This is a genomic window from Nonomuraea sp. NPDC004580 (genome assembly GCF_040609855.1).
Taxonomy (GTDB): Bacteria; Actinomycetota; Actinomycetes; order Streptosporangiales; family Streptosporangiaceae; genus Nonomuraea; species Nonomuraea salmonea.
Genome location: NZ_JBEXLH010000007.1, coordinates 57,085 through 73,361 on the forward strand (window position 1 = coordinate 57,085; position 16,277 = coordinate 73,361).

At 69.7% G+C, this 16,277-nt stretch carries 20 protein-coding genes; 15 read left to right on the forward strand and 5 right to left on the reverse strand.

Annotation, left to right across the window (positions count from 1 at the left end):
* Nucleotides 1–55: 55 nt before the first annotated feature.
* Nucleotides 56–268: a DUF2530 domain-containing protein gene (locus ABZW11_RS10650; protein ID WP_355414908.1), complete on the reverse strand. Its 213-nt coding sequence runs from the start codon at nt 266–268 to the stop codon at nt 56–58.
* 82 nt (nt 269–350) lie between these two features.
* Between ABZW11_RS10650 and ABZW11_RS10655 the strand changes: the two genes are divergently transcribed.
* The 3 genes from ABZW11_RS10655 to ABZW11_RS10665 all read left to right on the forward strand — a co-directional run bounded on the left by ABZW11_RS10655 (nt 351) and on the right by ABZW11_RS10665 (nt 3,637).
* Nucleotides 351–1,790, forward strand: a complete 1,440-nt coding sequence (locus ABZW11_RS10655) for an NCS2 family permease (protein WP_355414910.1) — start codon at nt 351–353, stop codon at nt 1,788–1,790.
* A gap of 147 nt (nt 1,791–1,937) precedes the next feature.
* The gene (locus ABZW11_RS10660; RefSeq protein WP_345391160.1) at nt 1,938–2,390 is read left to right on the forward strand and encodes a MarR family transcriptional regulator; all 453 of its coding nucleotides are present in this window, start codon (nt 1,938–1,940) and stop codon (nt 2,388–2,390) included.
* A gap of 23 nt (nt 2,391–2,413) precedes the next feature.
* Nucleotides 2,414–3,637 (forward strand): MFS transporter, encoded by a 1,224-nt coding sequence (locus ABZW11_RS10665; protein ID WP_355414912.1) that lies wholly within the window; start codon nt 2,414–2,416, stop codon nt 3,635–3,637.
* Here the strand turns inward: ABZW11_RS10665 and ABZW11_RS10670 are convergent.
* The gene (locus ABZW11_RS10670) at nt 3,623–4,114 is read right to left on the reverse strand and encodes an ATP-binding protein (RefSeq protein WP_355414914.1); all 492 of its coding nucleotides are present in this window, start codon (nt 4,112–4,114) and stop codon (nt 3,623–3,625) included. The two genes, ABZW11_RS10665 and ABZW11_RS10670, sit on opposite strands and share 15 nt — an antisense overlap.
* Before the next feature lie 156 nt (nt 4,115–4,270).
* On the opposite strand from ABZW11_RS10670, the gene ABZW11_RS10675 reads away from it, so the two are divergent.
* Together ABZW11_RS10675 and ABZW11_RS10680 are read left to right on the forward strand one after the other, a co-directional pair.
* Nucleotides 4,271–5,095: a helix-turn-helix transcriptional regulator gene (locus ABZW11_RS10675; protein ID WP_355414916.1), complete on the forward strand. Its 825-nt coding sequence runs from the start codon at nt 4,271–4,273 to the stop codon at nt 5,093–5,095.
* Complete coding sequence (locus ABZW11_RS10680; RefSeq protein WP_355414918.1) at nt 5,088–5,306, forward strand: DUF397 domain-containing protein; 219 nt, start codon at nt 5,088–5,090, stop codon at nt 5,304–5,306. The genes ABZW11_RS10675 and ABZW11_RS10680 overlap by 8 nt, the downstream gene beginning before the upstream one ends.
* A gap of 54 nt (nt 5,307–5,360) precedes the next feature.
* On the opposite strand, the gene ABZW11_RS10685 is transcribed toward ABZW11_RS10680, so the two are convergent.
* Nucleotides 5,361–5,789: an ATP-binding protein gene (locus ABZW11_RS10685; protein ID WP_355414920.1), complete on the reverse strand. Its 429-nt coding sequence runs from the start codon at nt 5,787–5,789 to the stop codon at nt 5,361–5,363.
* A gap of 265 nt (nt 5,790–6,054) precedes the next feature.
* Here ABZW11_RS10685 and ABZW11_RS10690 point away from each other — a divergent pair, with 265 nt between their 5' ends.
* The 3 genes from ABZW11_RS10690 to thpR are packed head-to-tail and all read left to right on the forward strand — an operon-like array spanning nt 6,055 to nt 7,714.
* Entirely contained in the window at nt 6,055–6,891 is an 837-nt protein-coding gene (locus tag ABZW11_RS10690) for a helix-turn-helix transcriptional regulator (RefSeq protein ID WP_355414922.1), read from the forward strand.
* Nucleotides 6,873–7,097 (forward strand): DUF397 domain-containing protein, encoded by a 225-nt coding sequence (locus ABZW11_RS10695; protein ID WP_355414924.1) that lies wholly within the window; start codon nt 6,873–6,875, stop codon nt 7,095–7,097. Before ABZW11_RS10690 ends, ABZW11_RS10695 begins: the two co-directional genes overlap by 19 nt.
* Nucleotides 7,098–7,156: 59 nt before the next feature.
* Nucleotides 7,157–7,714, forward strand: coding sequence for an RNA 2',3'-cyclic phosphodiesterase (gene thpR / locus ABZW11_RS10700; RefSeq protein WP_355414926.1), 558 nt, complete (start codon nt 7,157–7,159; stop codon nt 7,712–7,714).
* A gap of 202 nt (nt 7,715–7,916) precedes the next feature.
* Here the strand turns inward: thpR and ABZW11_RS10705 are convergent, their stop codons facing one another.
* A complete protein-coding gene (locus ABZW11_RS10705) occupies nt 7,917–8,885 on the reverse strand; it encodes an aldo/keto reductase (protein ID WP_355414928.1) in 969 nt (322 codons plus the stop codon).
* A gap of 87 nt (nt 8,886–8,972) precedes the next feature.
* On the opposite strand from ABZW11_RS10705, the gene ABZW11_RS10710 reads away from it, so the two are divergent.
* Nucleotides 8,973–10,241: an MATE family efflux transporter gene (locus tag ABZW11_RS10710; RefSeq protein WP_355414930.1), complete on the forward strand. Its 1,269-nt coding sequence runs from the start codon at nt 8,973–8,975 to the stop codon at nt 10,239–10,241.
* 25 nt (nt 10,242–10,266) lie between these two features.
* Nucleotides 10,267–11,280: a hypothetical protein gene (locus ABZW11_RS10715; RefSeq protein WP_355414932.1), complete on the forward strand. Its 1,014-nt coding sequence runs from the start codon at nt 10,267–10,269 to the stop codon at nt 11,278–11,280.
* Here the strand turns inward: ABZW11_RS10715 and ABZW11_RS10720 are convergent.
* Nucleotides 11,277–11,645, reverse strand: coding sequence for a hypothetical protein (locus ABZW11_RS10720; protein WP_355414934.1), 369 nt, complete (start codon nt 11,643–11,645; stop codon nt 11,277–11,279). The genes ABZW11_RS10715 and ABZW11_RS10720 overlap by 4 nt on opposite strands.
* A gap of 55 nt (nt 11,646–11,700) precedes the next feature.
* Between ABZW11_RS10720 and ABZW11_RS10725 the strand changes: the two genes are divergently transcribed.
* Genes ABZW11_RS10725 through ABZW11_RS10745 form a run of 5 tightly spaced genes read left to right on the forward strand, consistent with a single transcriptional unit; the run spans nt 11,701 to nt 16,272 of the window.
* The gene (locus ABZW11_RS10725) at nt 11,701–12,186 is read left to right on the forward strand and encodes an alpha/beta hydrolase (protein ID WP_355414936.1); all 486 of its coding nucleotides are present in this window, start codon (nt 11,701–11,703) and stop codon (nt 12,184–12,186) included.
* Between the two features lie 15 nt (nt 12,187–12,201).
* A complete protein-coding gene (lhgO, locus tag ABZW11_RS10730) occupies nt 12,202–13,428 on the forward strand; it encodes an L-2-hydroxyglutarate oxidase (protein WP_355414938.1) in 1,227 nt (408 codons plus the stop codon).
* Between the two features lie 17 nt (nt 13,429–13,445).
* Nucleotides 13,446–14,138, forward strand: a complete 693-nt coding sequence (locus ABZW11_RS10735) for a response regulator transcription factor (protein ID WP_355414940.1) — start codon at nt 13,446–13,448, stop codon at nt 14,136–14,138.
* On the forward strand, nt 14,138–15,550 hold the full coding sequence (locus ABZW11_RS10740) for a HAMP domain-containing sensor histidine kinase (RefSeq protein ID WP_355414942.1): 1,413 nt from the start codon (nt 14,138–14,140) through the stop codon (nt 15,548–15,550). Before ABZW11_RS10735 ends, ABZW11_RS10740 begins: the two co-directional genes overlap by 1 nt.
* Before the next feature lie 41 nt (nt 15,551–15,591).
* Nucleotides 15,592–16,272 (forward strand): response regulator transcription factor, encoded by a 681-nt coding sequence (locus tag ABZW11_RS10745; RefSeq protein WP_355414944.1) that lies wholly within the window; start codon nt 15,592–15,594, stop codon nt 16,270–16,272.
* Nucleotides 16,273–16,277: the final 5 nt, after the last annotated feature.

Consider the following 16,277-nt stretch of genomic DNA (forward strand, 5'->3'; position numbering starts at 1 on the left):
TGGGTGAAAACACCACTTCCGGATGACTTCGAGGATCAGCCGGAGATGACGAATGTCAGTCGCGGCCGGGACGGCGGACGAACCAGATGCCGAACAGCCCGAACGCGACGCCGGTCACGCAGGTCCAGATCCACCACGTGCTCTCCGGGCCGGGACGGAAGATCAGCAGCGCCACGAGAGCGAGCGCCCACAGGCCGGTGCCGACGGCGACGGCGGCCGTGTCGTTCGTTTTGATGGGCGGCGGGTCGGGATGCCACTGCTTGTCCACGTATCCAGCCTAGCTTCCAATAGGGTCTCGATCTCATCACTGGCTCTTTTCGCAGCTCATCCCTGCTGTCACTCTTCGCGTCGTGAGTGACACTCGTACGGCTATCGACCGTTTCTTCCAGATCTCTGAACGAGGCTCGACGATCTCCCGTGAAGTACGGGGCGGTCTGGCCACGTTCTTCACCATGGCGTACATCGTGGTGCTGAATCCCCTCATCATCGGCACCGGCAAGGACGTCACCGGTGAGTACATCGGTGATGGTTCCGCGCCCAACGTGGCCTTGGTCGCCGCGGGCACGGCGTTCGTGGCGGGCGTGCTGACCATCCTCATGGGCGTCGTCGGCAAGGTGCCGTTCGCCATGGCGGCCGGGCTGGGCCTGAACGCCTTCGTGACGTTCACCATCGCCTCCGTCATGACCTGGGAGGAGGCCATGGGCCTGGTCTTCCTCGAGGGCATCATCATCACGATCCTGGTGCTCACCGGGCTGCGGACGGCGATCTTCCACGCCATCCCGGCCCCGTTGAAGACCGCGATCAGCGTGGGCATCGGCCTGTTCATCGCGCTGATCGGCTTCGTGGACGCCGGGTTCGTGCGCAGGGCCGCGGGCACGCCGCTGGAGCTGGGCATCGGCGGCAACCTCACCTCGTGGCCGATCCTCGTCTTCATCATCGGCCTGCTCGCCACGGCCGCCCTGGTGGCCCGCAAGGTCAAGGGCGCGATCCTCATCGGCATCGTCGGCACCACCGTCCTCGCGATCATCGTGGAGGCGATCGCCAAGGCCGGCGCCTTCTCGCCGGAGAACCCCGGCGGCTGGCAGCTCAACCGCCCCTCCGTGCCCGAGCAGATCTTCGGCTTCCACAACCCGCTCACGCTGTTCACCGAGTTCGACCCGTTCGGTGGCTTCGTCCGCATCGATGTGCTGCTGGCGGGCTTGTTCGTGTTCACCCTGCTCATCACGGACTTCTTCGACACCATGGGCACGATGGTCGGCGTCGGCCGCCAGGCGGGGCTGGTGCAGGAGGACGGCACGCTGCCGCGTACCCAGCAGATCCTGCTCGTCGACTCGATCGGCGCGGCGGCCGGCGGCGCGGGCTCGGTCTCCTCGAACACCACCTACATCGAGTCGGCGTCGGGTGTCGCCGAGGGCGCCCGCACCGGGCTGGCCAGCGTGGTGACCGGCGCGCTGTTCCTCGTCGCCATCTTCTTCGCGCCGCTCGTCACGGTCGTCCCGTACGAGGCCGCCGCCCCGGCGCTGGTGCTGGTGGGCTTCATGATGATGACCGCCGTCCGCGACATCGACTGGAACGACTTCGAGCTCGCCATCCCGGCGTTCCTCACCATCGTCATCATGCCGTTCACGTACTCGGTGTCGAACGGCATCGGCGCGGGCTTCATCACGTACGTGCTGATCAAGGTGGTTCGCGGCAAGGGCCGCGAGCTGCACCCGCTGCTGTGGATCGTGGCCGTGCTGTTCGCGCTCTACTTCGCGATCGGCCCGATCAGGGCGCTGCTCGGCATCTGACGGCCCGAGGAGGCCGTACGGACCTGTAGAAAGAGGGCTCGGGAGCCGCTCCGCGCACGCGGGGCGGCTCCCGGGTATCAAGGGGACAGAAGACCTTGATTCGGGAAATATCCTGCCATGCCGTATAGTTAGCAAAGGTAATGACTCATGCTAACCAACACCAAGCCCAAGATGGACCTGCGCAGCGACGCAGGTCTCGCTTCAGCCCTGCGCGTTTCGCTCGCCAGGCTGAACCGAAGACTCCGACGACAGGCGGCGGCACACTCGCTGACGGCCACCCAGTTCGCGACACTCGCCGCGGTGCATCGGCATTCCGGGATAACCCCCGGCGAATTGGCCGAGCTCGAGAAGGTGCAGCCGCCCTCGATGACGCGCGTGATCGCCGCGCTCGAGGAACGCGGGCTGGTCTCGCGCACCCCGCATCCGACCGACCGGCGCCAGGTGACCGTCTCGGTGACCGAGGCCGCAGAGAAGCTGCTGAAGGAGGAACGCCGCCGCAAGGAGGCGTGGCTGGCGCAGCGGTTGAAGGAGCTGTCGCCGGAGGAGAGGTCGATCCTCAGGCAGGCGGCGCCGATTCTGGAGAAGCTCAGCCAGATCTAGAGCCTGAAGAACCCAGGACCGGGATGTTCCGGTCTCTCAAGGTTCGCAACTACCGCATGTTCGCAGCCGGGGGCGCCGTCTCCAACGTGGGCACCTGGCTGCAGCGCACCGCCCAGGACTGGCTGGTCCTCGACCTGACCCACGGCAGCGCCTCCGCACTCGGCACGGCCACCGCCCTGCAGTTCCTGCCGATGCTGCTGTTCGGCATGTTCGGCGGCGTGCTCGCCGACCGCTACCCGAAGCGGCCCATCCTCATCGGAGCCCAGACCCTCATGGCCGGGCTCGCGCTGACCATCGGCATCCTGACGATGACGGGCAGTGCCCAGGTGTGGCACGTGTACGTGATGGCGTTCCTGCTCGGCATGATCTCCTGCGTGGAGGTGCCGACCCGGCAGGCGTTCGTGGTCGAGATGGTCGGCCGCGCCGACCTGCCCAACGCGATCGCGCTCAACAGCTCCATCTTCAACCTGGCGCGCGTGGTCGGGCCGGCCCTGGCCGGTGTGCTGATCTACGTGCTGGGCGGCACCGGGCCGATCTTCCTGATCAACGCGCTGACCTTCGGCGGCGTGATCTCCAGCCTGGTCTTCATGCGTAAGTCCGAGCTCAACCTGTCCCAGCCCGTCCCCAGGGCCAAGGGGCAGCTGCGCGAGGGGCTGCGCTACGTGCTCCAGCACGAGGAGATCCTCATGCCGGTGCTGCTGATCGCGTTCGTGTCGATGTTCTCGCAGTCGTTCTCGATGTCGATCGCGCTCATGGCCCGCGAAGTGTTCGGGGCGGGGGCGTCCTCGTTCGGGCTGGCCTCCAGCATGTTCGCGGTCGGCGCGCTCGCCGGCGCCCTGCTGGCCGCGCGGCGGGCCAGGCTGTCGCGCAAGGTGCTGTTCGCGGGGGCGATCGGATTCGGGCTGTTCCAGATCGCCACGGCCGTCGCGCCGTTCTACCCGATCTACCTGCTGCTGCTGGTGCCGACCGGGATCGCGTTGATCACCATCAACACGGCCGCGAACGCCAGCGTGCAGATCGCCACCTCGCCCGAGATGCGGGGCCGCGTGATGGGCATCTACATGCTCGTCTTCACCGGCGGGGCGCCGCTGGGCGCGCCGCTGATCGGCTGGCTGTCCGAGATCGGCGGGCCGCGGATGGGCGTGCTGCTCTCCGGCGTGCTGGTCCTCGTCGGCACCGGGGCGGCCGTCCTGATGACCCGCCTCATCACCACTCGGGTGGAGAGGTCGGCGCTAGCGATGGCATGAGTCATTTCCGCCGTCATCGTGGGGGAAGCGGGCGTCCGTACGCGGGGGCCCGCTTCGTTCTGTACGGGGGAGCAGAGCCCAGACGACGCGCTCACCCACGCGCGTGACGTCCGTGCCCCAGCAGCCGCCCGTGAGGTCGTGCACCAGCCACAGGCCCCGGCCCCGCGTGTCCTCCGGAGCCGGCGAGCGCGGCAGCGGCACGGCTCCGCCTCCGCCCGGGTCGATGACGGCGAGCCGCCAGTAGTCGCGTCCGCCCTCGCGGACGGGGAGCAGGCTCAGCCGCACCCAGCGGCCGCCGCCGTGCTCCAGCGCGTTGGTCACCAGCTCGGACGTGATGAGCTGCAGGTCCTCCAGCGCCGGATGATCTCGCAACCACCCGTGCACCTCGCGCCGCGCCAACGCGGGCAGCCGTCTCGGGTCGTCCAGCTCTGCGATCAGCCAGACCTTGAAGCTCGTGTACGCTAGCGCTCTTTGCATGGTCACCTCGGCCCGTCACAGGGGTACACCCCCGATCCGGCTCGTACGCGGAATCTCCCCAGCATGAGCTTTTCGCCAGCCCGCAGGGGGTGAGAGCGGACCTACAGTTCCCTTACAGTTAGTAGGCCAGCACGCTGCGTGTCCGAGGAGCACGAGATGGCAGCTGAGGGGGACGATCCGGGCCGGGAGGCGTGGAAGGAGTTCGCCAGGCGGCAGCGCAGGTTCCGCAGGGGCCGGGGCCTGAGCCAGGAGCGCCTCGCGAGCCTGCTGCCCTACAGCGAGAGCGCCGTCGGCCATGTCGAGCGCCTCATGCGCAAGCCGACCGGCGACTACACCCGCGCGGTGGAGAAGGCGCTCGGTCTCGACGGCCAGCTCATGGAGCTGGTGCCGGTCATCCAGGGGCACACCATGGCCCCGAAGTGGTTCAGGGAGTGGCCGCGCGTCGAGACGTCGGCGCACACGATCAGGACGTGGGAGCCGATGCTGATCCCCGGCCTGCTGCAGACGGAGGACTACGCCACTCAGGTGTTCCTGGGGGAGCCGGGGGTCGCCGAGGCGGGCATGCGGCAGGCCGTCCGGTTCCGCATGCACCGGCAGGCCGTCTTCGCCCGCCCCCGCCCGCCGCTCTACTCGGCCCTCATCGACGAGAGCGTCCTGCGCCGCCAGGTCGGCGGGCGGGAGGTCATGCGGGCGCAGCTGGGCAAGATCCTCGACGTCCTGCGGCCCCCGTACGTCACCGTGCGGATCGTGCCGCTCTCAGCAGGGCTGACGACCGGCTGCCTCGGCGCGTTCGAGGTGGCGACGCTCCTCGACGGGGGCGTGGACCACGCGTACTTGGAAAGTGCGGAGGAAGGGCGTGTGACCAATCGCGCCGAGACCGTACAAGCGCTTATCGTGCGGTGGGAGATCCTGTCCAGCGTGGCGTACCCGCTGGACAGGAGCCGGGAAACGATTTCTGAGGTGATGGCGAGCTATGCCTGAAACAGTCGGATTGACCGTTGGCGTGTGGACGAAGGCCAAGGCGTCGGGCGGAAACGGTGGGAGTTGCGTCGAGGTGATGCGCGGAGCGGACGACAGCGTCCTGGTGCGCGACACCAAGGACCACGGGAAGGGGCCCGTCCTGACGTTCCGGCGGGACGAGTGGCGGGCCTTCCTGGACGGCGCGTCGAAGGGGGAGTTCGACCTCTCCTGACAGCGCTGCCGTCCTCGTCCATAGGGTGAGCGACCACGGAGGCGCCGCGAACGGTCAGCGGGCGAGCAGTGCCCAGACGACGCGTTCGCCCACACGGGTGCGGCCCGTGCCCCAGCAGCCGCCGGTCAGGCCGTCCACGAGCCACAGGCCGCGCCCGCGTGGCTCGTCCGGGCCCGGTATGCGGGGCAGGGGGACGGCTCCGGGCCTGCCGGGGTCGATGACGGCGAGCCGCCAGTAGCTTCGTTCCCCCTCCTGTACGGGGAGCAGGCTCATCCGCACCCAGGGGCCGCGTCCGTGCTCCAAAGCGTTGGCCACCAGCTCGGAGGCGACGAGCTGCAGGTCCTCCAGCGCCGGATGGTCCCGCACCCACCCGTGCAGTGCGCTCCGCGCCAGCGCGGGCAGCCGCCTCGGGTCGTCCAGCTCGTCGATCAGCCAGACCTTGAAGCTCGTGTACGGGCGTTCGGGCACGATCGCTCGGATCATGGGCTCTCACCACCTGTCTCGGCAAGGGGCGAACGGCCTACACGCAAGATCGCGCATGTCATTTCACTCGCAGCAATTTGAGTAAAATGTCGGATTGCCGTCTGGCGCCCTTCTGTCAATGGCTTCAGAGTGCCGGTGAACCAGGGGAAAATGCACGCCGGATAAGGGGACAATCGCTCGACATAAAGCCCCACGGATTGTGCTCCTGTGTGCTTACATTGTGAGCGAACGTCGTCGGATTCCCTCCGCCCCCCTGGAGCCCGTCGTGGCGAACAATCTCGACCCCCGTCTGTCGCCTGCCGAACGATTCGGCCGTGAGCTGGCGCGATGCCGCAAGGAGAAGGGGCTGTCCCAGCGACGGCTGGCTGAGCGCCTACGGTGCTCACCGTCTCTCGTAGGACATATCGAAACCGGTAGCCGAAATCCGCAGCTTGATTTCGCCGAAGTCTGCGACCAGATCTTCGAACTGCCGGAGAAGGACTACTTCGTCCGGCTATGTCGGCGCATTCATCAATTTCCTTCCGGTCCGGGATGGTACTTGCGGTGGCTGGAGGAGATCGAGCCCAGCGCGGTGACCCTTCGCACCTGGGACCCGCTTCTCGTGCCCGGCCTGCTCCAGACCCACGACTACGCCAGGGCCGTGTTCCGCGGGCATATGGCCATGCCGGAGCCGGAGGTCGAAGAACAGGTCGCCGCGCGGATGGAGCGGCAGGCGATCCTCGCCAGAGAGTCCCCGCCCACCTTGTGGGTGCTCATCGACGAAGGGATCCTTGAGCGTCCCATCGGCGGCCCCGACATCATGGTCGGCCAGCTCGCCCACCTGGCCACCGTCGCGCTCCGCCACAACGTGACGGTGCAAATAGTGCCCATCGACAATCCCTGCACAGACGGTCTGATGTCCAGCTTCGTCATTGCGGAGCTGCCCACCTCACCGACGACCGTTTCCGTGGACTCGGCGGGAAAAGGCGAGGTATCGGCGGAACATGATCTTGTCTCGCTGATCTGGGGCCGCTATGACAGACTGAGGGCGGAGGCGTACCGTCCAGGCGAATCGCTCGCGATGATGAAGAAAGCGGCAGACCGATGGAGCGCAAAGATCTGAAGGCTACGGACCTCGCCGAGGCTGTATGGAAGAAGAGCTCCCTCAGCGGCAACAACGGCGGTAATTGCGTTGAGGTCGCCACCAATCTTCCCGGCATGATCGCCGTTCGGGACAGCAAGAATCCGGCCGGCTCAGCGCTCGTCTTCACGCCGGACGAGTGGCGGGCCTTCCTCGGTGGGGTCAGGCTCGGCGAGTTCGACCGGTAGCTCCGGCTGCGGCATGGTCCGCTTCTCCTGCCTCGGCGTCGTTCGGCAGGATGAGGAGCATGAGGTTGTTCGCGGCGGTGGTGCCGCCCGATGCGGTGCTGGACGAGGTCGCCGAGGCCATCAAGCCCTTCGTCGGGCAGGTGCCCGGCCTGCGGTGGCCCGACCGGGAGTTCTGGCACATCACGCTCGGGTTCTTCGGCGAGGTGCCCGAGCGGGTGCTGCCGGAGCTGGAAGTGCGTCTCGCTCGCGCCGTACGCCGGCATTCCGCCCCTGAGCTGGCCTTCGACGGGTTCGGGGCCTTCTCGTCCGTACGCCGTGCGCGCGTCTTCTGGGCGGGCCTCACCGGCGACTCCATGGTCAGGCTGGCCGACTCCGTCAAGGCGGGAGCGCGGCGGGCCGGGGCCGTACAGACGGATGAGAAACGCTTCCATCCGCACCTCACGCTGGCCCGCGCCAAGACGGAGACCGATCTCCGGCCGCTGGTCGAGGCCCTCTCCGGGTTCAGCGGGTCGCCGTGGCGGGCCGAGCGGGTGCGGCTCGTCCGCAGCCACACCGGAGCCCAGATGAGGTACGAGTCACTCGCCGAATGGGCGCTGGCACCCGCTGAGCAGAGCTAGGCTCCACGTCGTGGACCGTCCTCGCTCCTGGTTGCTGCCCGTCGTGCTGGGCCTGCTCCTGCTGATCGTCATCGTCGGAGCCGCACTCACCTGACCGCCTGACACGGGCCTGTGTCCGATGTGCGGCCCGCTCCTGCTCGCGGGGCCGCGTCGCCGGCCGCCACGGCGACGGACGGCGACGCGGTCGAGGTCTGCCAGAGGTCTACCAGGCGTAGTCCTCCGGGGCGGTGCGGTGGCCGGGGAAGATCTCGTCGAGGCGGGCCAGGGCGGCCTCGTCCAGGTCGATCTCCAGCGCCCGCAGGCTGCCCTCCAGCTGCGCCAGCGTGCGCGGGCCGATGATCGGGGCGGCGACCGCGCGCTGCTTGAGCAGCCAGGCCAGCGCCACGTTCGCCGGGTCCTCGTTCAGCTCGTCGCAGAACTTCTCGTACGCCTCGATCTTGTCGCGGTGCTTGTCGAGCTGCTTGACCATGTTCTCGGCGGCCGAGCGGCCCTTGTCGATCTTGCGCAGCACGCCGCCGAGCAGGCCGCCGGCCAGCGGGCTCCACGGGATCACGCCGAGCCCGTAGTCCTCGGCCGCGGGCAGCACCTCCAGCTCCGGCGCGCGGGTCAGGAGGTTGTAGTGGGTCTGCTCGCTGACCAGGCCCATGAAGTTGCGGCGGGCCGCGGTCTCCTGCGCCTTGGCGAGGTGCCAGCCGGCGAAGTTCGACGAACCCACGTAAATGATCTTGCCTTGCTGCCGCAGGACCTCCATGGCCTCCCAGAACTCGTCGAACGGCGTGAGCCTGTCGACGTGGTGGGCCTGGTAGATGTCGATGTAGTCGGTCTGCAGCCGCTTGAGCGAGGCGTCGGCGGCGCGGCGGATGTTGAGCGCCGACAGCCGGCGCTCGTTGGGCCAGTCGCCCATGTCGCCGTAGACCTTGGTCGCGATGACCGTACGCTCCCTGCGGCCCCCGCCCTGGGCGAACCACCGGCCCACGATGGTCTCGGTGATGCCCTCGCCCTTGACGCCGCCGTACACGTTGGCCGTGTCGAAGAAGTTCAGCCCCAGCTCGTGAGCCCGGTCCATGATGGCGAAGGAGTCTTCCTCCGTCGTGCGCGGGCCGAAGTTCATGGTGCCGAGGCAGAGCGGGCTCACGAGGAGACCGCTGCGTCCGAGTGTGACGTAATCCATGTCGTCCAACCCTAAAGACCTGGAGTGCACTCCAGGCCATACGCTCGACGGGTGAAATCCGCCGCGTCGCCCCCCGGACATCGGCTCGTGCTCACCCTGCTCCGCGCGGCGGTGCCGCTCTGCCTGGCGATGATCGCCGGCATGGTCGGCTCGCTGGTGGTGACCTCGGTGCTGGGGCAGCACGACACGGTGACGCTGGCCGCGTTCGCGGTGGTGACGGCCGTGCTCAACCCGGCGTCCGCGGCCGTGCAGGGGGCGCTGCGCGGGCTGGGGCCGTTCGTCGCGCCCTTCCGTGACGACCCGGCGGCGGCCGTGCCGGTGATCCGCGACGCGCGCTGGCTCAGCCTGGCGGCGGGCGCGCTGGGGGCGGTCGCGGTGGTCTGCGTGCCGCTGCTCGCCACCGTCACCGGGGTGCCGGACGAGGTGGTGGCAGAGATGGGGCTGCTGCCCTGGTTCCTCGCCGGATACGTGCTCATCTTCGCCTCCACCGGCGGCGCCAGCACCATCCTGGTCGCGCTCGGGCGCAACCGTAACGTGCTCTGGCCCACCCTGACCTACGGCATCGCGCTGGGCGGGCTCACCGCGCTGCTCGTGCCGTCGCTCGGGCTGACGGGGGTGGGCATCGCCTGGCTGGTGGGCGGCGTGACGTCGGCGGGGGTGGCGGCCTTCAACGTGCGCAGGGCCGTCGGCCGCCCGGTGGGGCAGAGCCGGCCGAGGCCGCGCGAGATCGTCAAGCTGGCCAGGGTCAGCCTTCCGCTGGCCGCGACCGTGCTGGTGAAGTTCGCGGTGCTGGGCGTGGTGACGTTCGCGGCGGGCACCACGAACACCCGCGACACCGCCGCCCACGCCGTGCTCACCACGCTGACGGGCCTGATCATGATGGTGTCACTTTCCATCGCGCAGGCCGCGGTGCCCGAGATCGCCCGCGCCCCCGACACCGCCGGGGCTCGGCGGGCCGGGCGCGTCGCGGCGCTGCTCGCCGTCTCGGGGACGCTCGTGGTCGCGGTGCTGCTGCTGGTGGCCGGGCAGCCGTTCATCGGGCTGTTCACCGACGATCCGTCCGTGCGGGAGCGGGCGCTGGGGCTGCTGCCGCTGATGCTGGTCTCCGCGGCGTTCGACGCGGCGCAGGCGGTGCGCGGGATGGGGCTGACGGCGCTCAAGCGGTCGTCGTCCAGCCTCGGGTACTTCGCGCTCGCGTACGGGCTGCTGCTCGTCTCCGTCGTCCCCGTGGCGCGGACCTGGGGCATCACCGGGTTGTGGGCCGCCATGACGGCGGCCAACGCGCTGCTGGTGGTGCTGCAGGGGCTGGGGTTCCACCGGCACAGCGCCCGCGTCGGCGCGGTCGCGGCCGCGTGAGCGGCCGGTGGGGCATGATGGCGGCGTGGGGGACTTCGTGATCAGACTGCTCGCCGTCGTGGCGGCGGCGTGCCTGCTGCCCGCCGCGCCCGCGCTGGCGGCGCCCGGCGACGACGGCATGGAGAGGCTGTTCACCTTCAAGGACGAGCGCATCACCGAGTCGAGCGGCCTCGCCGTCTCGCCCACCCACGACGGCGTCTACTACACCCACAACGACAGCGCCGCCGCGCCCGTCTTCTACGCGGTGGACGGCGGCGGGCGCACGCTCGCCACCTTCCAACTGCGCGGGGCCGAGGCGCGCGACTGGGAGGCCATGGCCGCCTCCAAGGACCCGGCGACCGGGCGGGGCGTGCTCTGGTTCGCCGACATCGGCGACAACCTCGACGGCGCCTGGCCGAACGTCTCCGTCTACAAGGTCATGGAGCCGCGCGACCTCACCGACGCCACGCTGCCCGCCGTCCGCTACCGCTTCCGGTACGCCGACGGGGCGCGCAACGCCGAGGGCATCATGGTCAACCCCAGGACCGGGCGGCTGTACGTCGTGTCCAAGGAGTTCGCCGGGTCGGTCTACGCCGCGCCCAAGAAGCTGCGCACCGACCGGGTCAACGTGCTGCGCAAGGTCACCGGCGCGCCCATCATGGCGACGGACGCCGCGTACGCGCCCGACGGCTCCTCGTACGTCGTCCGCACCTACTTCTCCGCCACCGTCTACAAGCCCTCGGGCGAGGTGCTGACCAGGGTGACGATGCCGGACCTGAAGCAGGCGGAGTCGATCGCGTACACGGCCGACGGCAAGGCGCTGCTCACCGGCAGCGAGGGGCCGCGCAGCCCGGTCTACCGGGTGCCGATCCCCGAGGCCGCCCAGCCCACGCCCACTCCGACCCCGACGCCCACCCCCTCGGAAACCGAGACCGAGACCGAGGAGAGCGCACAGGCCGCCGGCTCCGGTGGCCTGACCGGCACCGACGTCCTCATCTGGCTGGCCGCCGCCGTGCTCGCCATCGGCGTGATCACGTTCCTGGCCCGGCGCACCCGCTAGCGGCGCATGGTGGCGGTGAAGATGTCGCCGCGCAGCGCCCGCTCGACCACCTCGATCGAGCGCTGCAGCCGCACCAGCCGGGGCCCCTCCTCGCGGTAGGTGTCGAGCACGGCTTCGATGGCGTGGGGCGGCAGGTGGCCCTTGAGATCGACGGCGGCGGCGCGGTAGCCGGCGCGGGCGGCCTCGACGGCGGACCTGACGTGGTGGCGGGCCATCGCGGCCAGCGCCACGGGGTGCCGCCTGAGCACCTCGTACGCCCGGTAGTCGGGCGGCACCGCGTCGAGCAGCCAGGCCACGGCCGAGGTCTCCCAGTCGGGGACGCTAGGCGGACGGACCTCGGCAGGCCACTCCGGCGGCAGATACATGAGCCCATCGTACTCACGTTCGATTCCGGTCCACTTGGGTGGTTAGCATCCTGGTATGCGGCTTCATGTACGAGAGTTCGACGGGCCCGCGGAGCGCACCTTGCTGGTCATCCATGGCGGCCCCGACTGGGACCACAGTTACCTCGTGGAGCCGCTGAACAGGTTGGCCGGCGAGCATCGCCTGCTCTTCCCCGACCTGCGCGGGTGCGGCCGGTCTCCTGTCGCCGAGCCGCTCACTCCCGACGCGATGGTGGCCGATCTCGTCGAACTCATCGGCGCGTCACCGGTGGACGTGCTCGGCTTCTCCTATGGCGGTCTCATCGCCCAGCGGCTGGCCATTCAGGCTCCCGGCCTGGTCCGCCGCCTGATCGTGGCCTCCAGCAGCGTCCTGCCCGTGCCGGCGGACGCGTTCGAGGGATGGGAGGAGTACGAGCGCCGCAGCGCCGCGGTCGTTCTGGAGGAGGCAGGGCACATGGCGCACATTGATCAGCCAGAGGCGTGGCTGGATGCGGTCAGGCGATTCCTGGCCGCTGCCACATGATCCCCCGTGCCGGATATGGCGGTGACGGGCGGTAAGTCGGAAAATCGGCTTGTGACGGAGAAGATCGGGATCGTGGGCGCGGGCATCGTCGGGCTGGCGGTGGCGCGCGAGCTGGCCGGCGCCAGGGGCGCCGAGGTGACCGTGCTGGAGAAGGAGAGCCACGTCGGCGCCCACCAGACCGGGCACAACAGCGGCGTCGTCCACGCGGGCATCTACTACCCGCCCGGCTCGCTCAAGGCGCGGCTCTGCCGGGAGGGCGTGGCGCTGCTCAAGGAGTACTGCGCCGCGCACGACCTGCCGTACCAGGAGGTCGGCAAGCTGGTGGTGGCGAGCACGCGCGCCGAGCGGCCGCTGCTCGCGGCCCTGGCCGAGCGGGCGCGCGCGAACGGCGTGCCGGACATCGCCGAGCTGGACGGGCTCGCGCTGCGCGAGATCGAGCCGCACGCGGCCGGCGTCGGCGCGATCCACTCGCCGCACACCGCGATCTGCGACTTTCCCGCCGTCGCCCGCCGGCTCGCGCGGGACGTCGAGGAGCTGGGCGGGTCCGTACGCCTGAACGCCCCCGTCAGGGCCATCAGGGAACGCGCAGGCACGGTCGAGGTGGTGGCCGGGCGGCAGCGGCTGGCCTTCGACCGGCTGGTGGTCTGCGGCGGCCTGGGCACCGACGCGGTGGCCCGGATGGCGGGCGCGCCCGGCGAGGTGCGGATCGTGCCGTTCAGGGGCGAGTACTACGCGCTCAAGGGCGCCGCGCAGGACCTGGTGCGCGGCCTCATCTATCCGGTGCCCGATCCGCGCTACCCGTTCCTGGGCGTGCATCTGACGCGGCGGATCGGCGGGGGCGTGCTGGTGGGGCCGAACGCGGTGCTGGCGCTCGCGTACGAAGGCTACAAGTGGCGAAATTTCGGCAATTTCCGGCAAATTTTGGGTTGGCCGGGCACGCTGCGCATGGCGCGGACCCACTGGCGTACCGGCGTCAAAGAGGTCTACGGATCCCTCGTCAAGGGCGCCTTCCTGGAGGCCGCGCGCCGCTACGTCCCCGAACTCACGGCCGCCGACCTGGAAAGAGCGCGGGGCGGCGTCCGCGCCCAGGCCGTCGCGCGGGACGGCAGGCTCGTGGACGACTTCATCGTGGACGTGCACGGCCGCGTCGTCCTGGTCCGCAACGCGCCCTCACCCGCGGCCACGTCGAGCCTCGCGATCGCCCGGCACATTGCCGGAATTGTCCCAGCACTCGTCCGATGAGTGCATCCTTGGTACTGATGGAATCACGCCTGCTGATAGTCGAGGACGACCCCAACATCCTCGAGCTCCTCGCCGCGAGCCTGAGGTTCGCGGGTTTCGACGTGACCACGGCGAAGAGCGGCCACGACGCCGTCGCCGCCGTCCAACGACACCGCCCTGACCTCGTCGTGCTCGACGTCATGCTGCCCGACCTGGACGGTTTCGAGATCGTCAGGCGGATGCGCGGCGGCGGGCTGCACACGCCGGTGGTGTTCCTGACCGCGCGTGACGAGACCGAGGACAAGATCCGCGGGCTCACGATCGGCGGCGACGACTACGTCACCAAGCCGTTCAGCCTGGAGGAGGTGGTCGCGAGGATCCACGCCGTGCTGCGCCGGACGAGCGGGGACGCCCAGGCCGCGCCGCCCCGGCTGACGTTCGCCGACATCGAGCTGGACGAGGAGAGCCACGAGGTGTGGCGCGGCGGCACCGCCGTCGCGCTGTCGCCCACCGAGTTCAAGCTGCTGCGTTACTTCATGACGAACGCCGGCCGCGTCCTGTCCAAGCCGCAGATCCTCGACCACGTGTGGGACTACGACTTCCGCGGGGAGGTGGGCATCGTCGAGTCGTACGTGTCCGTGCTGCGCCGCAAGATCGACAACCGCAGCCCCCGGCTCATCCACACCCTGCGTGGCGTCGGATACGTCATGCGCCTGCCACCGAGCTCCTGATGCGCGGGCTGCCGCTGCGGATCAAGCTCATAGCGTCGATGCTGGCGCTGCTCGGCATGGGCATGTTCTTCATCGGCCTGGTGAGCGTCTCCGTCCTGCACGGTTACCTGCTCGACCGGGTGGACAGCCAGCTCCACCTGCTCAGCGCGCGCATGGAGAAGAAGGTCAGGAGCGACTGGCGCAAGGACAGGGAGACCCCCGATCGGCCGATCCTCATCGAGTCCGACGCGATCGCGCTGGTCAAGGAGCGCGACGCGGCGTTCGTCCCGATGCTGACCGACCGCGACGTGGACGCCAAGCCGAAGCCCGTGCTGTCGGCCGCGCCGGGCCGGGACCCCTACACCGCGCCCGCCGTGAGCGGTGACGGCGAGTGGCGGGTGCTGGAGACCGTGGGGCAGTGGCGCACGCTCGTCGTCGCGGTCGACCTCGAAGAGGTGGACGCCATCACCCGGCGGCTCGCTCTGATCGAGCTGCTCGGCGGCGGCGGGATCCTGCTCATCCTGGCCGTGGCCGGCGTCACGATCGTGCGGCACAGCTTGCGGCCGCTGGGCGAGATCGAGCGTACGGCCGAGGCCATCGCGGGCGGCGAGCTGGGCCGCAGGGTGCCCGACCTCGACCCGCGTACGGAGGTCGGCGGCCTGGCCAGGTCGCTCAACGGCATGCTGGCCCAGATCGAGGCCGCGTTCGTCGCCAGGTCGGCGTCGGAGGAGGCGGCCCGCCGCTCCGAGGACCGCATGCGGCAGTTCGTCGGCGACGCCTCCCACGAGCTGCGCACCCCGCTCACCTCGATCCGCGGCTTCGCCGAGTACGCCAGGCAGAACCCGCAGGCCGACACCACCGAGCTGATGCAGCGCGTGGAGAAGGCCGCGGGACGGATGAGCCTGCTGGTGGACGACCTGCTGCTGCTCGCCAGGGTGGACCAGCAGCGGCCGTTGCGGGTGCAGCCGGTGGACATGCTGGCGCTGGCCGCGGACGCCGTACAGGATGCCAGGATCATCGCCCCGGACCGGCAGATCAAGCTCGACGTGGTCGGCGGCGCGGCGCTGATCGTCTCCGGCGACGAGGTGCGGCTGCGCCAGGTCATCAGCAACCTCGTCACCAACGCCATCGTGCACACCGAGCCGGGCTCGCCGATCATCGTGCGGGCCGGCGGCACCACGGGCAGGGTGTTCGTCGAGGTCGTGGACAGCGGCCCAGGGCTGACTCCTGAGCAGGTCGAGCACGTCTTCGAGCGCTTCTACCGGGCCGACTCGGCCCGCTCGCGCCGCCGCTCCGCCGAGGACCGCGGCAGCGGGCTCGGCCTCGCCATCGTGCAGGCCCTCGTCGAGGCGCACGACGGCACGGTCACCGTGACCAGCTCGCCCGAGTCGGGCTCGAGCTTCCGCGTCGAACTCCCACTCGCCTTGGAGTGAGCGTTCAGCAAACCCTCAGCATGCTGCGTCACTCTAAGTAGGTGACGAATGCCGAGGCGTTGATCATGGTCGTGGACGACGAGCCCAGCATCAGGGACCTGCTCGCCGCCAGCCTGCGCTTCTCCGGGTTCGAGGTGCTGACCGCCGGCGACGGCGAGGAGGCCGTCGAGGTCGCCGTACGCGCCTCGCCCGACCTGGTGGTGCTCGACGTCATGCTGCCCGACCTCGACGGGTTCGAGGTGGCCAAGCGGATCGACGCGCCCGTGCTGTTCCTCACCGCGCGCGACGCCACCGAGGACAAGATCGCCGGGCTGCGGGTGGGCGACGACTACGTGACCAAGCCGTTCAGCCTGGAAGAGGTGCAGGCGCGCATCCGCGCCGTGCTGCGCCGCACGCGCGGCGACGCCGCGCCGGTCAGCAAGCTCAAGGTCGCCGACCTGGAGCTGGACGAGGACTCGCGCGAGGTGTGGCGGGCCGGCCGGCAGGTACGCCTGTCGCCGACCGAGTTCAAGCTGCTGCACTACTTCATGGTCAACGCCGGCCGGGTGGTGTCGAAGGCGCAGATCCTCGACCACGTCTGGAACTACGACTTCGGCGGCGACGCCGGAGTGGTCGAGTCGTACGTGTCGTATCTGCGGCGCAAGGTGGACGACGTCGAGCCGCGGCTCATCCACACGCTGCGCAGCGTTGGGTACGTGCTTAGGGAGCCGCCTGCGGGTTAGCGTGC